This is a genomic window from Chamaesiphon sp., from assembly GCF_041738855.1.
GTDB lineage: Bacteria > Cyanobacteriota > Cyanobacteriia > Cyanobacteriales > Chamaesiphonaceae > Chamaesiphon.
This window is the reverse complement of sequence record NZ_JBGSPA010000149.1, coordinates 1-15,623: the sequence shown is the minus strand read 5'-3', so window position 1 is coordinate 15,623 and position 15,623 is coordinate 1. Positions and strand designations below refer to the sequence as shown.

Sequence of the window (15,623 nt, the reverse complement as noted above, 5' to 3'; positions counted from 1 at the left end):
GTGATTTGCATGTTCATGAGGGACAGTAACAGCAGTATGTAAACCAATTACGAAGATGAACAGGATTAATTAGATCTATGGCAACCGCCAAGGCTGTTAGGACACAGCGATTGAAATCGCCGCTCGGAATGCAAAGTCCGCCTACGCGGACTAATCTAAAAAACGTCCTAATGAACTTGGCGACTGCTATATCGCTGTTGTAATGAGAATATCAACCATCTTAGAAGTTGTTGGTGAAAACTACCGAAGGAAAGCTTCTATGGTTGGTTGCTCAAAAGCCAATATATTAGTGCCGATCCGACGATGGGGATTGAGTTACCCAAGTTGGATGATTAAGTGCTGATTTCCAGCCTCGATGTTCATCCCAATGTCGATACTCAAGGATCTGATTGAGGATTGCTATCGATCGATTCAGATTGTGAATCGATCGAACCACCGTTCTTACTCTACACCGTCGATTGGTGCGAAGCCTTGGCGTTGAATATTCTCAGTCACCGTGCGCGGATCGAGGAATTGGAGCAGATAATCTGGGCCGCCTGCTTTGGAGCCGACACCAGATAGTTTATAACCACCAAAAGGTTGTCTGGCGACGATCGCACCTGTAATCGTCCGATTGATATACAGATTTCCGACTTCAAATTCGGCTTTGGCGCGATTGATATGCGAGGGTGTCCGCGAGTAGAGTCCGCCCGTGAGGGCAAAGTTGGTACCATTGGCGATTTCCAAAGCGCGATCGAATGTATCGGCTTTCATCACTGATAGTACAGGGCCAAAAATCTCTTCTTGAGCGAGGCTAGATTGGGAATCGACATCAGTAAAGATGACTGGGCCGACGAAATAACCTATTGCGGGTGTAGGTAGCTCTAGGGCGAGATTAGCCTCCAGTTTGCCCTTGGCAATCGTATCGCGAATCCGTTGCTGGGCGGCGGCATCGATGACGGGGCCGACCTTAGTGCCAGGATCGATCGCCTCACCGACATTGAGGGATTGGGTTGCGGCGACTAGTCGTGCCACAAATGTGTCATAAATCGGTGCTAGGACGATGACACGAGAGCAGGCGGAACACTTTTGACCGCTGTAACCGAACGCCGAAGCGACGATCCCTTGGACAGCTTGGTCGAGGTCGGCACTTTCATCGACAATAATCCCATTTTTGCCACCCATCTCGGCAATGACGCGCTTGAGGTGCTTTTGACCAGGTTGGAGGATCGCGGCACTGGCGTAGATTTGACAGCCAACTTCTTGGGAACCCGTGAAGACGATCGCCTGTACTTCAGGGTGTTTGACGAGATGGGCACCAACGGTCGATCCGCTGCCAGGGACGTATTGAAAGACGCCAGCGGGAATGCCTGCCTCGACGAGAATATCGCTGAGTTTGGCGGCAATTACGGAGGTAACTGCGGCTGGTTTGAGCAAGACACAATTGCCTGTGACTAGAGCAGCTACAGTCATTCCGGTGGGAATTGCGAGGGGGAAGTTCCACGGCGAAATGACGAGGACGATCCCTTTGGGACGATAGAAGTAGCGATCGGTTTCTCCGGCTACATCGTAGCTGATTTCGGCATCTAGTCGCTCCATTTCGGCGGCATAGTACCGACAAAAGTCGGCGGCTTCGGAGACTTCGACATCGGCTTGGGGGAGGGGTTTACCTGCTTCAAATACCATCCAGGCATTGAGTTCGTGACGACGGGCTTCGAGGAGATCGGCGGCGCGGCGGAGGATGGCGGCGCGTTGGGGAACTGGGGTGCGTTGCCAGGTGGTGAAGGCGGTTTTGGCAGCAGCGATCGCTCGTTCGGCTTGGGGGATATCGATTTGCCCGATCGATCCGACTATTTCGGCTGGATTGGAGGGGTTGACGGAATCAATTATGGCTGTGGTTGGTACCCGTTCGCCAGCGATGAGCGGGGCGTATGTTTTCCCGAACTGTGCTCTGACTGTGGTGAGAGCTGTACTTGCTGCCGATCGATTGTCGGCGATCGCATAGTCGGTATCTGGGGCTGGATCGATGCGGGTGACTGGATCGGTAGCTGTGTCGAGGGATAATGGTGTGATGGTAGCCCCGTCTGCATCGCCTTCACCCCAAACTGGAGCGGCTAGTAGTCCATCTAGCGGTTGCTCTGAGACGCTTTGACGGAGGAAGGAGCTATTGGCGGTATTTTCCAATAGTCGCCGAATCAGGTACGACATGCCAGGAATCAGGTCGCCAGAGGGACAGTAAACGCGGACGCGATAATCTTGCTGGGCGAGGGCGGTGGCGAGGTTGTCAGCCATCCCGTAGAGGACTTGAAATTCGAGGTGCTGGGGGGGGATCTTCAGGGCTGTGGCGATCGCGATCGCGTGAGCTTGAGAGCGGACATTGTGACTGCCGATCGCGGCGTAGAGATACTCGTGATGTTCGAGCAGCAGTTGAGTCATCCGCTCGAAGTTGGCATCGGTGGAGGATTTATGGTTGTATACGGGGGTCGGCCAGTGATTTTGACGGGCGGTAATTGTTTCCTGATCCCAGTAGGCACCTTTAATCAACCGAACAGTAATCGGTTTACCGCGTTGTTTTGCCCAGACGATGAGATCCTGTAAGTCCTGGTAGCTATCGCGGAGGTAGGCTTGGAGGGTGACGCCGATATCGGTGCGATCGCGAAATTCTGCTTCCATCAGCAGGGGCTTGAGCACCGCTAGGGTCGCATCCTTGTACCGATGCTGTTCCATATCAAAATGTACCGCCGCGCCCACTTCCTGCGCCTTGCGGAGCAAGATCCGCAGTCGATCGCTCACTCGCTCTTGGGAGCCGCAGACATCGAGGGGATCGAATTGGGAATAAAATGCCGTCAGCTTGACCGAAATCTGTACTCGGGCGAGATCTACCCCGTCAGCCCGATCGATCTGGGGGACGTTAGACCATTGTCCGGCAGCGGTGGTGAGTTGAGTCATCAACTCTAGATAGCGATCGAGATAGTACTGGGCTTCGGTTTCGGTGACTACTGCTTCGCCGAGGACATCGATGGTGAAGGTCATCGATTGGTGGCGGAGTCGTTCGATGCTTTTGAGTGTCTGCTGGATGTTTTCGCCTGCGATGTATTTGCGCGCGAGGGTTTCGACGGCGGTAGACATCGTAGTTGCAGCGACTTGTCCTGGCATCGAGTCGGGCGCGGTAAAGTTGAGCAGCCCCTTGAGTGCTTGGGGCAATTCCACATCGGGAGCGGTCAGATATTCTTGGAGATGACGGGCGATTTCGGATTTGGTCGTCAAAGCTGGCAAACAATCGATCGCGCGGAACAGTTGCACCCGTAAGCCAGGGTTGTCCATCGTCCAACTCAGCAGCTTGTCATCCCAGCGCAAGGTATCCCGCACTTTGGCAAAGAGCGATCGCTTGGTGGTGGTTGCGGCTAGCAATTGCTGGGCGATCGCTTGGGTTTGATGTTCGTAGGTAGCCTTACTTGTGGCTGCGGAACTGGATCGCACTGAATTAATAACCATCAAACAAACTCCTCAGGTAATGACCATCAATCTCACTTTGTACCGCTAGGCTCTGGTCATGTCAAGACCCGATCGACTCAGTAGCTGGGCTGCTCATTGAAGACTGCTATACTACCGACAATCTCAGCGGTTAAAACCGCTGCTTGTGATGCAAAGTCCGCCTACGCGCACGAATAAACTAGTCCGCGTAGGCGGACTTTGCATTATTAGCCACGATTTGCGATTCGCGCTCGTCGGGAAACCCGACGGTTTAGCGAATCAAGACACAATCTTAGGCGTTCCCATAAGTAGCAACTTGGGTTGCTTATCGACACTTACTTGACACTAAGTTTGCCGTTATTGTTGATTGCGATCGCCTCTACCAGTGGTTCCATCGTGGGGGCGACTGTTGGTGGCACTTCTACTAAGACGACTGCCGTTGGATCTTCGATAATTGGGTTCCGAGCCATAATCAAGGCGATCGCCCGACTGACATTATCGGGGAAGATCGTCACCAAGCCATGCTCGGGGGCATTGTCCAACGCCCATTCGATCGCTTCTGCTTCATTGAGGAGAATGGAGTGTGGCACCAAAGCTTTGGTATCTATGGCAACTTGCTCGATCCCTTGGACGATCAACTCTGCCACCTCACCCCAGGCGCGACCGCGAGTATCATCATCTTCCTTGATCGCGATCCGCTCGAAGAACGTCGCCGATAGTCGTCCCAGTTCTATCAGATCTTCATCACGACGATCGCCAGGGCCGCCGATGACGCCAATTGTTGGTCCCGTCCAGTTCTTGACAAAGCTGCCGACTGCTGCATATCCAGCAGGGTTGTGAGCGTAGTCTATTAGGACGTGATAGCGTCCGAGGTTGAATAAATTCATCCGTCCTGGCGTCTGCTGGACGGAGGCGCGAAAGCTCCGCAGACCCGCCCGAATGTGCTCGATATTCACCCCTTGGACAAAGGCGGCGAGACTGGCAGCCAGAGCGTTGGCAATCATAAACGGTGCGCGTCCGCCCAAAGTCAGCGGAACTAGCTCTACTTTTTCCACCCGATGTACCCAATCCTGCTGCAAGATCGTCAGGTAGCCGTCTGTGTACACTGCTGCAATCCCGCCGCGTCGGACGTGCGATCGCACTAATGGACAATCGGCATCCATTGAAAAGTAGGCGACCTTCCCTGGCACTTTGTCCGCCATTGCGGCGACCCGATGGTCATCGGCATTGAGGACGGCATAACCTTCAGGATGAACGGATTCAGCGATGACGCCTTTAACTTTGGCTAATTGCTCGATCGTCTCGATCCCGCCTAGTCCGAGATGATCGGCGGCGACATTCAAGATCACCCCGACATCACACTGCTGAAATGCCAGACCAGATCGCAAGATCCCACCGCGTGCGGTTTCCAAGATGGCAATATCTACCGTTGGATCTTGCAGAATGATTTGGGCACTTTGCGGTCCAGTGGTGTCGCCCTTTTCGATGAGTCGATTGCTGACATAGATACCATCAGTCGTAGTAAAGCCGACGTTATCGTACACCTGACTAAAAATGTGCGCGATCAGCCGCGTAGTGGTAGTTTTACCATTCGTACCTGTCACAGCGACAATCGGAATCCGCGTGGGTGCGCCTGGGGGAAACAGCATCTGGAGGATCGGGGCGGCGACATTGCGCCCGACGCCCTGACTGGGGGCAATGTGCATCCGCAAGCCTGGTGCGGCATTGACTTCGACGATCGTCCCATCCGCTTCGCTCAGGGTTTTGGTGATATCGGTGGTGATGACATCGATCCCAGCGACATCTAGCCCGATAATCCGCGAGACGCGCTCAGCCATCCACAAGGTTTCGGGGTGGATCTCATCGGTACGATCGATCGCGATCCCGCCCGTACTGAGATTGGCAGTTGCCCGCAGATAGCACACCTGCTGAGCAGGGAGGATGGTATCGAGGCTAACTCCCTGACGGCGGAGCATTTCAGCGGTCGAATCATCTAGCTCGATCGTCGTCAGCATGTTGTCATGACCATTACCACGTCGCGGGTCTTGATTTTCACGCTCGACGAGGGCGGCGATCGTCGTCACACCATCGCCGACAACGTGAGCGGGTACCCGCTCGGCGACTGCTACAACCTTGTGATTGACGACCAAAATTCGATGGTCGCTGCCTTGATAAAAATGCTCGACAATCACGCCTGCGGAGACTTCTCGGGCGCGATCGTAACCGATTTCTGCGTGTTCCCAGTCCCGAATATCGATCGTAATTCCCCGTCCGTGGTTGCCATTGAGGGGCTTGATCACGATCGGATAGCCATCTAAGCGATCGATCGCGGCGGCTAATTCATTAAATGAGTAAATCGTCATTCCCAACGGCACAGGCACGCCCATACTTGCCAAGATTTTCTTGGTCTTTTCTTTGTCACAGGCTAGCTCCACTCCCAAAATATTGCTATGAGAAGTCAGTGCTGCTTGGACGCGTTTTTGATACTTACCATAGCCGAACTGGAACAAGTCGCACGTCTCTAGATGCATCCAGGGAATCCCCATGCTCTCGGCTTCTTTTACCAGTGCCTCGGTACTTGCGCCCTGAGCGGCTTCATTGCGTAGCTCGACCAGATCGTGCAAATCTCGATCGAGTTCCACCTGGGGATAGATCCCCGTCTCGACAATACTCTGACACAGCCGCAATGCAGCTCTGGCGGCATATCGCCCTGCTGTTTCGACTTGGTACTCGATCGCTACTTGATAGATGCCTGGAGTGGCTGTCTCGCGGGTGCGCCCGAACCCCACTGGCATCCCTGCCAGGGTTTGCAACTCTAGTGCTACATGTTCGAGGATGTGTCCCATCATCGTGCCTTCCCGCACCCGACTCAAGAATCCACCCTTGCAACCAGGCGAGCAATAGTGCTCCTCCAAACTGGGCAACACCGCCACGAGGCTACTATAAAATCCAGGAATCGTATCGGAAGGTCGCTCCGCTAGCTCCTCCAAATCCAGCCGCAGCAAGATCAGCTTTGAGCGACGAATGCTCCAGTAGTTCGGACCTCGAAGCGTTTGAGTTTGAATAATTTTCATATAAGTTTAGATATCCTTAAGCTTATTACACCCCAAGTCGAGTGCAATCTTGTGGTTTTAAGTAAAGTTTCCCAAGGTGGAGCAATAACAATCTGCTAGGCTCACATCTTTTGTAGATCGATCGAGCACGCACTCTTACTTAATTTCAAGTTGAGGGGCTAATTCCGTATTCACTGCTACACATCGCTCGATTTTGAATTGGTGTACCATACCAGATTTCAAGTACGCTCGATGGACAGTCCTGCCAACCGATGGTGCCGACAGCTAGGATGGCAATACCAACCGCCGTTGATAGTCATAGCGATCGCCACAAGTCAAGACATGAACGGTCAGGTTATGCAGGCTCAGGGGCGAGGTTTCCCCTGACCTAAGATAGTTGGTATGAGTCAATCTCCCTGGATCGATGATAGTAATAGTGCCTTTGCCGAGGACTTCAAAGACTGTGCTATTTTCAAAAGCTGCACAAGTATCCTCGTCGATTCCAATCCCCAACTTATCAGGATGCGCCGCGATCGCACTCATCAACCGTGCCATCCGATTGCGGTTATGAAAATGTTGGTCTACCAGTAACTCGGGAAAAATACCTAAACCAGTGGTGAGATCGACTAACCCTTGACTCGGCGAGTTGCCACTGCTGCCTCCAGAAATCATCTTCTCACCCACGATCGCCGCCCCAGCACTGGTTCCGGCTAAGACGAGATTGCCACTCTTGATTCTTTGTTCGATCGCAGTCATAAACTGACTCCCACCAATCAGATCCCGCAGTCGCAACTGATCCCCACCAGTCAAAAAAACCCCCGTACAGCTAGCTAGGATATTCAACCAGCGTTCTTCGTCACACTCTTTGGGCTGACGAATATCCAGGATCTGCACTTGTGCGCCCATCCCCTGGAAGATCTGGTGGTAGCGATCGCCGACAACGCTGGGTTCTTGTGACGCGCAGGGAATGATGCCGATCGTCGCCATCTTGCCACCAGCACTTGTGAAGAATGCGGTCAAGATGCCGCACCCATTAACTTTGTCTTCTGCTCCACCAATAACCATGACCGGATAATGGGTAGAAATTACCATGGATTGTTGAGCCAGGAACGGCTGTACTTCAAGCATAAAACGATTTTAAGTGTCCCATCATATCACCGTGGTGCAGCAAAATCAAAGTTTAGTAGAGTCTAAGTAAATCTCCAGCTCGAGCGAGTCTGATTCGATCTACACACACCTAGAGCACACTAGCATGACTTTATCAAAACGGCTACCTATGTTTTTGTATTGCAGTTGACAGATCTAGATCTTGACTACATGCTGTATGCTGTATTCAGCAAATCGGTAGGGGAAGAGCAATCATGATGCAGAAAATGTAATGGCTCGACACGACTAAAACTGTGGGTAAAGCGATCGCCCAAAATATTACTAATTGTATTTTTCAGAGTTCTGAATGCCCACATTTTTAGTCTGGTCACGCCAGTAGGGTGGGCACTGCCCACCAGCTAGGTTTCAGGCATTATCAATTTGATATAAAATGTGAGTTACTCGATCGGCATTGGCGCGGCTATAAACTAGCAGCAATCAGCGATCGATGGGTTACTCCACCATCCACCATCCACCAATACTACCTCCTACCCACTAACCCCATATTGTCCAGTCAACTTATTGAGCTGTTGCACCAGTAAGCTCAAGAATAGCCCCACGTCGGTGACGACGCCGATCGACTCGATCGAGCCGCGATCGCTCAGTTTGGTCACCACGGCGGGATTGATATCGATACAGACCATTTTTACCCCTGCTGGGGTCATATTGCCGACGCCGATCGAGTGCAGCATACTTGAGAGCATCAAAATCAGGTCGGCACCTTCAATCAGGCGGGCGTATTCCGCTTGAGCGGCGACTAGATCCATCTGGGTATCAGGCAAGGGGCCATCATCCCGAATTGAGCCAGCCAGGGAAAATGGGACATTGTGCTTGACGCATTCATACATCACCCCACTGCGGAGGACGCCTTGCTCGACGGCATTGGCGATGCTACCACAGCGGCGAATGGTATTGATCGCTTTGAGGTGGTGACGATGACCGCCATGGACGGAGATGCCGCGCTGCATATCGACACCGAGTGAGGTGCCCATCAAGGATTGCTCGATATCGTGAACGGCGATCGCATTGCCGCCGAGGAGGGCGTGGACGTAGCCCTCGCGAATCAGTTGATTGAGGTGCTTGCTGCCCCCAGTATGGATCACGACTGGTCCTGCGACTACGGCAACTTTGCCACCGCGATCGCGGATCTGGCGCAGATCCCAGGCAATTTGTTCGACGACTAGTTCTACCCGTCGTTCGCTGGATACGCCTGCACCCATGAAGCTAAATTCTTCGGTGGCGACCTTTTTAATGGTGGTGGCGTTGCGTTTGGTGCGAATCCCTTCGCTACCGACGACGACTGATTCACCGAGTTGGAGATCGCGTAATAGCTTACAACGGGCGATCGATCCGGTCGCGGTGGTAGTAACGGCGATCGCGCCATCCATCCGCTGTCCCTGCACCTCGATCCATTTACCTGCAATGGCAATCTCAGTCGGATAGATCGTCGTTGCATAGAAGTCATCAGCGGCAACTCCAGCCTGAGTTACTGGAGCCAGATCGGCATCAGTCATCTCGTCTGTGGCACTCACCGCACCGAGATCGATCAGTTGTCCCATAATATCCGCCATCACCGCCACATCAGGAGCCGAAACCTTGACTTCTGCTGCTGATGTATCTAGCCGCTGTGCGCCGAGACTAAAATTCACTACTTGGAAACTACCACCGCCTGCGACGATCGTATCGAGCACCCGATTTACTAGTCCAGAATCGAGTAAATGCCCTTCGAGATGGATCGTCCGGCTTTGAATCTTCGAGGCTTGGGGCGACTCATGATAGGTTTCGGTGACTCTGAGCGTCAAACATTTGGCTGCACCACCTGCTTTGAGAAATTCTGTCAGTGGAGTCTCGACGACGGTGAAGCCGCGATCGTGTAAGGTGTGTTTGAGCCTGTCGCTCGCCTTGTTGACGACGATGACGCGATCGATATTGACCGAATTACAAGCAAAATTGACTGCATCCGCCTCCTCGATCGCAATCCGTTTGTCCGCTGGGACGCGTAACTCGATCAGGCGATTGGAATAGGTATCAAACGCCGCCGGATAGTACAACAGATACCCATCCACCAGCGGACAAAAGCAGGTATCGAGATGATAAAACCGTCGATCTACCAGCCGCAAGGATAGCACCTCGACATCCAACCACTGCGCCAAATAAGCATGGGAATCGAGTTCCGAGCGAAAGCCATAACCCGCCCACAACCACTGTCCACCCCGATCGAGCAAAGCATCTCCCGCCCCCTCAAATGGCAAACTTTGGGGCAAGGTATGGACTTTGTAACCCTGGCTTTCAAACCACTGTTGAAAATATGGCTCTTCACCCTGACGTTCGGGGTGAAAAAAGCGACTGAGCACGACAGTATTCCCAAGAATCAATCCAGCATTGGCAGTAAATACCATATCTGGCCATCCTGGCTGCGGTGCGACTAGATCGATCGACGCGTAGTTCTTCAAGACTTGATATAGCTGCTCCCATTGGGCGGCGGCTTGCTCCCGCGATGAGCGATGAATGTTGCCTTCCATCCACGGATTGATTACATAATCGACTTCGTAATGCTCGGGCGCACACATCAAAATTCGGACAGCATTAGTCATGGTTAATTCAAGATCGAACGGGACTTGGTTGGGTGTGGGCAGCGATCGGTGCGGTTAGCGGTGGGATAACTCTGAGCGATCGCGGACATTTGCAATAATTTAGACGCGTCAATTGTACCAATTGATGCATCCAGCATCGCAACATCCTTTCCCAAAAATATCTATCTACAGGCAGAGAGTTAGGCTAGAATTAGTATAGAAAGTAAATCGATCGACCAATGTCAATGGACATAGCCAGACTGATACTTCTACAATAGAATTACAAACCGTTTACTGGCTTGGTCATACTAAAACTTTGATAAGGAGATAAGGATCGTGGCTGTAATCGAGCGATATCGGATTAGTGACTTTCAAGACGAGGTGCGGACTCTAGTCGCACGGGGATTTATCGATCGCCAACAACGGATCTACGAACTCAAGCAATTTTTTGGCGATCGCCAATGGCGAGAGGTCGAACATCTGGTGGCTGCCTATGACTATGTGTTAAGAGGTCGGGTGATCGATTTGGTTGGGGCAGAATCTTGGGAAAATGATTAAATACCTGCGGGGATCGCTCAGTTGATGACAAACTACGCTGCTTGACCCATAACTCTGCGCTGAGCTTGGCACCGATCTTAGCACTGCGCGATCGCTCAGCCATGCTCTTGTGGTCTAGGCTTATCACCATTGGCTTCACCAACGCGGTAGGAAATATCATAAGGATTATCGACCTTCGTCGATGCCTTGGCGATCTCTAGCCCGATCGTATTGCCGTCCACATCATAATCTACTACCAATCCTGGGGCAAGTTGTGCTGTTTCTTCCACAGTCGTTGCGATGAATATAATTTGCAAAATATCCTTATCGGGGTCATAAATAACCTTCATTAGACGTTTGTATCCTTGATGAGATGACGATCGCGAGTGATGGGTTTTCTAAGCTGTAGCTAGAGACGCATGACAAGAGTGTCTAAGTACGCAGATCGAGAAATCCAATACTGTCCTCCATCCTATTCATAGAGCAGGTCGCGCTAATGTATCAAGGGTCACAAAAGTTCGGGGTAATTTTGGGAGGCTCAAAGCGATCGTAGTGAGCTGAGGTCAGACTTGAAGGCTATACTATGATAAATGTTTTGAGCCATCGATTTATGCCTAAGCCTGAAGGCGCGGTTCCCGATCTTTCATTGTCCCATGCTACGATTCGACCGATTGGTGTTTATGCCCTCTCAGGACTGGCGACAGATGGAGCACATTTACTCTCCGTCGATACGGTACGCGGCTATCTGGTGCAGATCGATCCGCACACCAATGACACGCGGATTCTCAACCCACCACACGTTCCCGATTGGATCGGGGTAACTGGGTTGACGCTGTGGGAAGATACATTCTGGTTTGCCAAAGGACAGGAAGTGCTGTGGTGCGATCGTCATCGCCTCATCCCCACAATTTTTACGCGGCTACCCTATCCAGTGACAGGAGTCGCCGTCTGCGACGCGAGGGTGTATGTGAGCTGTCAGAAGTCTGGCTATATCCACATTTTCGAGCGCAGTACGGGCAAACAGATCGCGCAGTTGCCTCAGCCCGGAGTCGGGTGTGAAACGCTGGCGATCCACGATGATGCGCTATGGGTATGCGATCGCGCCGAGCAAACGGTCTATTGTCTCGATCGTAACACTGGAGCGATCCGATTGAGCGCGCTCACCCCCTTTAGTTCGCCGACGGGGATTACATTTGACAATACTGATGAAAAACCAACTTGTTATGTAGCGTATGCCGATGAAGAACCCTACATTCGAGACGATCCCAATGCCAAATTTCCCTATCAGTTGACATTCCGCGATCGTACCTTTATTCATCCCTTATACATCCACCACGATCCTGCCGCCCACTATACCCTCTCCAACGGCTTCTTGGTCGAACTGTCCTACGTCGAAGAACTACTACCCCTCGAAGCCGTCACCCTCAACCAAGTCGAGTGGCGGATTGCCTTACCATCGGATACTCTGCGCCAGAAAGTGCGATCGATCGCACCGATTGGTTGTGAGTATACGATCGAAGTACAGGAAGGTCAAAAAGTAGCCGTTTTCAAATTCGACAGGCTCGATCCCCATCAGGGTGGACTAATTGGCTGGAAAGCGACGATCGAAATGTACGGTCTCAAGTATTCCCTCACTCCTGACGATCTCGAAGACAGTCCCACCCAAGTTACTGCGCTGGAGCAATATCTAGTCGATGATGACGATCTGGCAATGGATACGCCAACCATGATCCAAGCAGCCAAAGAAGCCGCTGGTACGGAGACAAATGTGCTGCGGAAGATGCTCAAAATCCGTAACTATGTCTATGACAGGCTCTCTTATGGCATCCAACCGCGAATCGATACTCCCGATGTCGCCCTCACGCGGGGCGTTGGTTCCTGCGGCGAGTACGTGGGCGTCTTACTCGCGCTCTCACGCCTGAATGGCATTGCCTGTCGGACGATCGGCAGATACAAATGTCCCCCCTATCCCGATCGCTTTTACCAACCCCTTCAGCCCGATTTTAACCATGTCTGGTTGGAGTTTTATGTACCTGGAGTGGGTTGGTTGCCGATGGAATCAAATATGGACGACACGATCGAACGCGGTCCCTATCCGACGCGGTTTTTCATGGGTCTAGCCTGGTATCATACCGAAATCGGCAAAGGGATCTCGTTTGAGAAAATGAAAGCAGCGGACAAGCCAGAGCATCTGTCGATGGGCGATCTGGCGATCAATCACATTCGCTTTCGGATCTTGGCAGAGCTAAATCCGCATGGAGGCTGTTAAAAAGTTGACAGTTGACAGTTGACAGTTGACAGTTGATAGCGAAGTTTTTAGGATGGGGATGCGAGCGGATGCGTTCCCGCCTTTGTTTCTAGGGCAATGGAAACGCACCAAGCAGACCCCACCCTAAAAAGCGGATTTATTTTCGGACAGGTTCCCTGTCCATGAAAATGAACCAAGCAGAATCCACCTAAAAGGTGGGGGATTTTCACCCCTGTTCTTTGTTAACTTTAGTTCATCGGGGGACTAGCGGTTCGCGCTGGTTTGTCGCGTCTTACCAGTGGCGTGATATTATCACCGAGTCGCTGCGGGTGGTGTGTATCGAGGATTTTCATTGCCAATTCTGGTTTGTCAGTGATAATTGCGGCAATATCCTTGCGCCTCAATAACTTCACCAATCGTCGTTCCTCATTTACCGTCCACACATAAACTGCTTTGTCAAGTAGTTTCATCCGCCACAAAAACCCAAATTTCAAGAGTCGAAAATGTGGTGATACAAAGTCTGCTCCGGTTTTAAAGATGCGATATTCAGGAAAAAATTGCGCTAACACACTTAGCAGTGGAAATCTACCCCGCACTTTTCCGAGTAGTAATCCCACTTTAATCTGAGGATCTAAATCTTTAATCTTGCTTACTGAATCATCATTAAAAGATTTGATGACGAAGTTAGCATACTTTAAATAATGAGTAGCCAACTCGACAATCCGCTCTTCATAACCTTCCTCTTTGATTTCGATATCTAGCGCGATGCGATCGCCACAGAGCTTGAGAATATCTTCAAATAATGGTACTGCAAAGCCTCTGCTATTGGCGATCGCTTGTAGTTCGTGATATTTGAGAGCGGCGATCTCAATCTCTCCTTGAGTTTCATCCTCAAGTAAGATCGTGCGATCGTGATAACTAATTAAGTACCCATCTTGAGACATCCTGACATCAAATTCGATCTGCGGAATCCCGATCTCGATTGCTTTTTGAAAAGCTTCAATTGTGTTTTCAGATTTGACTGTAGCTGTTTTACCGCGATGAGCCACGATCCCGATCCTCAGCGGCTGTACGGATGAGATGTGAGGTAATTTATTCATAACAATTTTAGCTAATCCCGATCTCTAGTTAGAACTGCGATGCTCGTACCCAGCAGTTGCGCTGACGCAGCGAACTATCTCAAGTCTAATAAATTATCCTTAACTATGTCCAACACATCTGTAGCCAATCGATCGAGTTATGTGTTAATATTGATATCTATTGCGGGTGTAATTCAGTGGTAGAATGTCACCTTCCCATGGTGAACGTCGTGAGTTCGAGTCTCATCGCCCGCTTTAATTTGCACGAGTGTTTTCCCTTGTTGTACATTTGTACAGTGACACATTCTTTGTCATCGGTACCACATTGCTGTCATCAAGACTAATTAAGTGTCTTCGAGACACATTCATGCTGTCAAACAATTGGTGACTAATTATTGTCATCTAAACGGACTTACGTTATTAAAAAGTCGCAATATGTTATTTTCGTTGCTTTTACATTAAAAGCGGGCGATGAGACTCCTTTCAACTATTCTTGAGAGAGAAGATTAGCTCTATTTAAGCTGACATGAGCATACTTTCAACCAATCCTCACGAAGAAGGATGGTTGTGACACCAGCCTTGACGTACTTAAAAGTCATGTCATTGCTCTTTCAACCAATCCTCACGAAGAAGGATGGTTGTGACGGTGGATTGGATCGCCGTTGGCTAGGTGGCGATCCTTTCAACCAATCCTCACGAAGAAGGATGGTTGTGACCCAGGAGTAGGGCTGTTTCTTCGGCGGGGCGTAGTGGCTTTCAACCAATCCTCACGAAGAAGGATGGTTGTGACGGGATGTGTCGATCGTGTATACCCCAAAAGGATTTGAAGCGTATCGATCGCGAACCAGGTCAGTCATACTTCTCGCAATTGCTATAAACTGATTCGATCGCTAGGTCGAAATTGCTCAGAAACCTGAGCCAGTCTAATGTTGAAGATTCAGCGCGAACCTACCAGGAAAATGACCCTTACTATAGGTTCGCGCGAACTTCAAAGAATAGTTTCCACACATGTGGATGATTGGGTAGCCACTGAGTAGTATATCTACATCCGTATTGCTGGGAGCGCACCTGATTCCTGTCTGCAAGAGACAGCAGCATCGGGACTCGCAGCTACCAGGGTCAGAAAGTAAAACAGTATCTCTACTGTCAAACAAACCCTCATTTAACGCATTGGAGCGGTTATTGCTAACATTCAACACGGCGCGATTAATAGTATTTATATTCTATTTTCTAGGTGCGAAGTTAGCAAGTTATGGAATTGTCCGTTTTGCATAGGCAGATAGGGCAATTTCCTGAGATCGATCGTTGGGACTTGCTCTAGCTGGCTGGTCGCCATATTCGATCGCAATCCCACATTGTCCAGCTTTGTTAACAATCAATTCGCTTACACGGTTATAACCTGAGTTCGATGAGGCTAGCCTCATCATCAAATCAATTACCTGACTGTGTTTGAGCCAATCACTACCAATCCTCAAAAACTAAGTGTTTCATAAATTATTATCAATAAGCTCTGCTTGTTGATAATTAGCGGTCA

General features: G+C 50.7%; 9 protein-coding genes, 1 tRNA gene and 1 CRISPR repeat array. Of the genes, 3 read left to right on the top strand and 7 right to left on the bottom strand.

Translation table 11 applies throughout. The annotated features are described in order from the left end of the window. Positions 1-441: 441 nt before the first annotated feature. The 4 genes from pruA to ACEW9I_RS15430 all read right to left on the bottom strand — a co-directional run bounded on the left by pruA (position 442) and on the right by ACEW9I_RS15430 (position 10,246). Positions 442-3,474, bottom strand: a complete 3,033-nt coding sequence (gene pruA, locus ACEW9I_RS15445) for an L-glutamate gamma-semialdehyde dehydrogenase (RefSeq protein WP_373541220.1) — start codon at positions 3,472-3,474, stop codon at positions 442-444. Positions 3,475-3,788: 314 nt separating this feature from the next. Beyond that, positions 3,789-6,527 carry a cyanophycin synthetase gene (gene cphA, locus ACEW9I_RS15440; RefSeq protein ID WP_373541219.1) on the bottom strand — a complete coding sequence of 913 codons (2,739 nt, stop codon included), beginning with the start codon at positions 6,525-6,527 and terminating at the stop codon, positions 3,789-3,791. A gap of 264 nt (positions 6,528-6,791) precedes the next feature. Next, positions 6,792-7,634, bottom strand: coding sequence for a cyanophycinase (locus ACEW9I_RS15435; protein ID WP_373541218.1), 843 nt, complete (start codon positions 7,632-7,634; stop codon positions 6,792-6,794). 506 nt (positions 7,635-8,140) lie between these two features. Further along, positions 8,141-10,246, bottom strand: a complete 2,106-nt coding sequence (locus ACEW9I_RS15430; RefSeq protein ID WP_373541217.1) for a TIGR00300 family protein — start codon at positions 10,244-10,246, stop codon at positions 8,141-8,143. Positions 10,247-10,561: 315 nt separating this feature from the next. Between ACEW9I_RS15430 and ACEW9I_RS15425 the strand changes: the two genes are divergently transcribed. Further along, the gene (locus ACEW9I_RS15425; RefSeq protein ID WP_373541216.1) at positions 10,562-10,783 is read left to right on the top strand and encodes a DUF4327 family protein; all 222 of its coding nucleotides are present in this window, start codon (positions 10,562-10,564) and stop codon (positions 10,781-10,783) included. A 95-nt stretch (positions 10,784-10,878) separates the two neighbouring features. Here the strand turns inward: ACEW9I_RS15425 and ACEW9I_RS15420 are convergent, their stop codons facing one another. Further along, a complete protein-coding gene (locus ACEW9I_RS15420; protein ID WP_373541215.1) occupies positions 10,879-11,112 on the bottom strand; it encodes a DUF2283 domain-containing protein in 234 nt (77 codons plus the stop codon). Between the two features lie 260 nt (positions 11,113-11,372). Here ACEW9I_RS15420 and ACEW9I_RS15415 point away from each other — a divergent pair, with 260 nt between their 5' ends. Then, complete coding sequence (locus ACEW9I_RS15415) at positions 11,373-13,031, top strand: transglutaminase domain-containing protein (protein ID WP_373541214.1); 1,659 nt, start codon at positions 11,373-11,375, stop codon at positions 13,029-13,031. Positions 13,032-13,258: 227 nt separating this feature from the next. Here the strand turns inward: ACEW9I_RS15415 and ACEW9I_RS15410 are convergent, their stop codons facing one another. Then, on the bottom strand, positions 13,259-14,110 hold the full coding sequence (locus ACEW9I_RS15410; protein ID WP_373541213.1) for a glycerophosphodiester phosphodiesterase: 852 nt from the start codon (positions 14,108-14,110) through the stop codon (positions 13,259-13,261). A gap of 162 nt (positions 14,111-14,272) precedes the next feature. On the opposite strand from ACEW9I_RS15410, the gene ACEW9I_RS15405 reads away from it, so the two are divergent. After that, positions 14,273-14,344: transfer RNA gene (locus ACEW9I_RS15405), tRNA-Gly, on the top strand. A gap of 280 nt (positions 14,345-14,624) precedes the next feature. Beyond that, positions 14,625-14,879: a CRISPR direct-repeat array (repeat unit 37 nt; unit sequence CTTTCAACCAATCCTCACGAAGAAGGATGGTTGTGAC). A 460-nt stretch (positions 14,880-15,339) separates the two neighbouring features. On the opposite strand, the gene ACEW9I_RS15400 is transcribed toward ACEW9I_RS15405, so the two are convergent. Further along, entirely contained in the window at positions 15,340-15,468 is a 129-nt protein-coding gene (locus tag ACEW9I_RS15400; protein ID WP_373541212.1) for a hypothetical protein, read from the bottom strand. Positions 15,469-15,623: the final 155 nt, after the last annotated feature.

Excerpts from the sequence above, each read along its gene's own strand:
- pruA (WP_373541220.1), bottom strand. The coding sequence starts at position 3,474 with ATGGTTATTAATTCAGTGCGATCCAGTTCCGCAGCCACAAGTAAGGCT.
- cphA (WP_373541219.1), bottom strand. The coding sequence starts at position 6,527 with ATGAAAATTATTCAAACTCAAACGCTTCGAGGTCCGAACTACTGGAGC.
- ACEW9I_RS15435 (WP_373541218.1), bottom strand. The coding sequence starts at position 7,634 with ATGCTTGAAGTACAGCCGTTCCTGGCTCAACAATCCATGGTAATTTCT.
- ACEW9I_RS15430 (WP_373541217.1), bottom strand. The coding sequence starts at position 10,246 with ATGACTAATGCTGTCCGAATTTTGATGTGTGCGCCCGAGCATTACGAA.
- ACEW9I_RS15420 (WP_373541215.1), bottom strand. The coding sequence starts at position 11,112 with ATGAAGGTTATTTATGACCCCGATAAGGATATTTTGCAAATTATATTC.
- ACEW9I_RS15415 (WP_373541214.1), top strand. The coding sequence starts at position 11,373 with ATGCCTAAGCCTGAAGGCGCGGTTCCCGATCTTTCATTGTCCCATGCT.
- ACEW9I_RS15410 (WP_373541213.1), bottom strand. The coding sequence starts at position 14,110 with ATGAATAAATTACCTCACATCTCATCCGTACAGCCGCTGAGGATCGGG.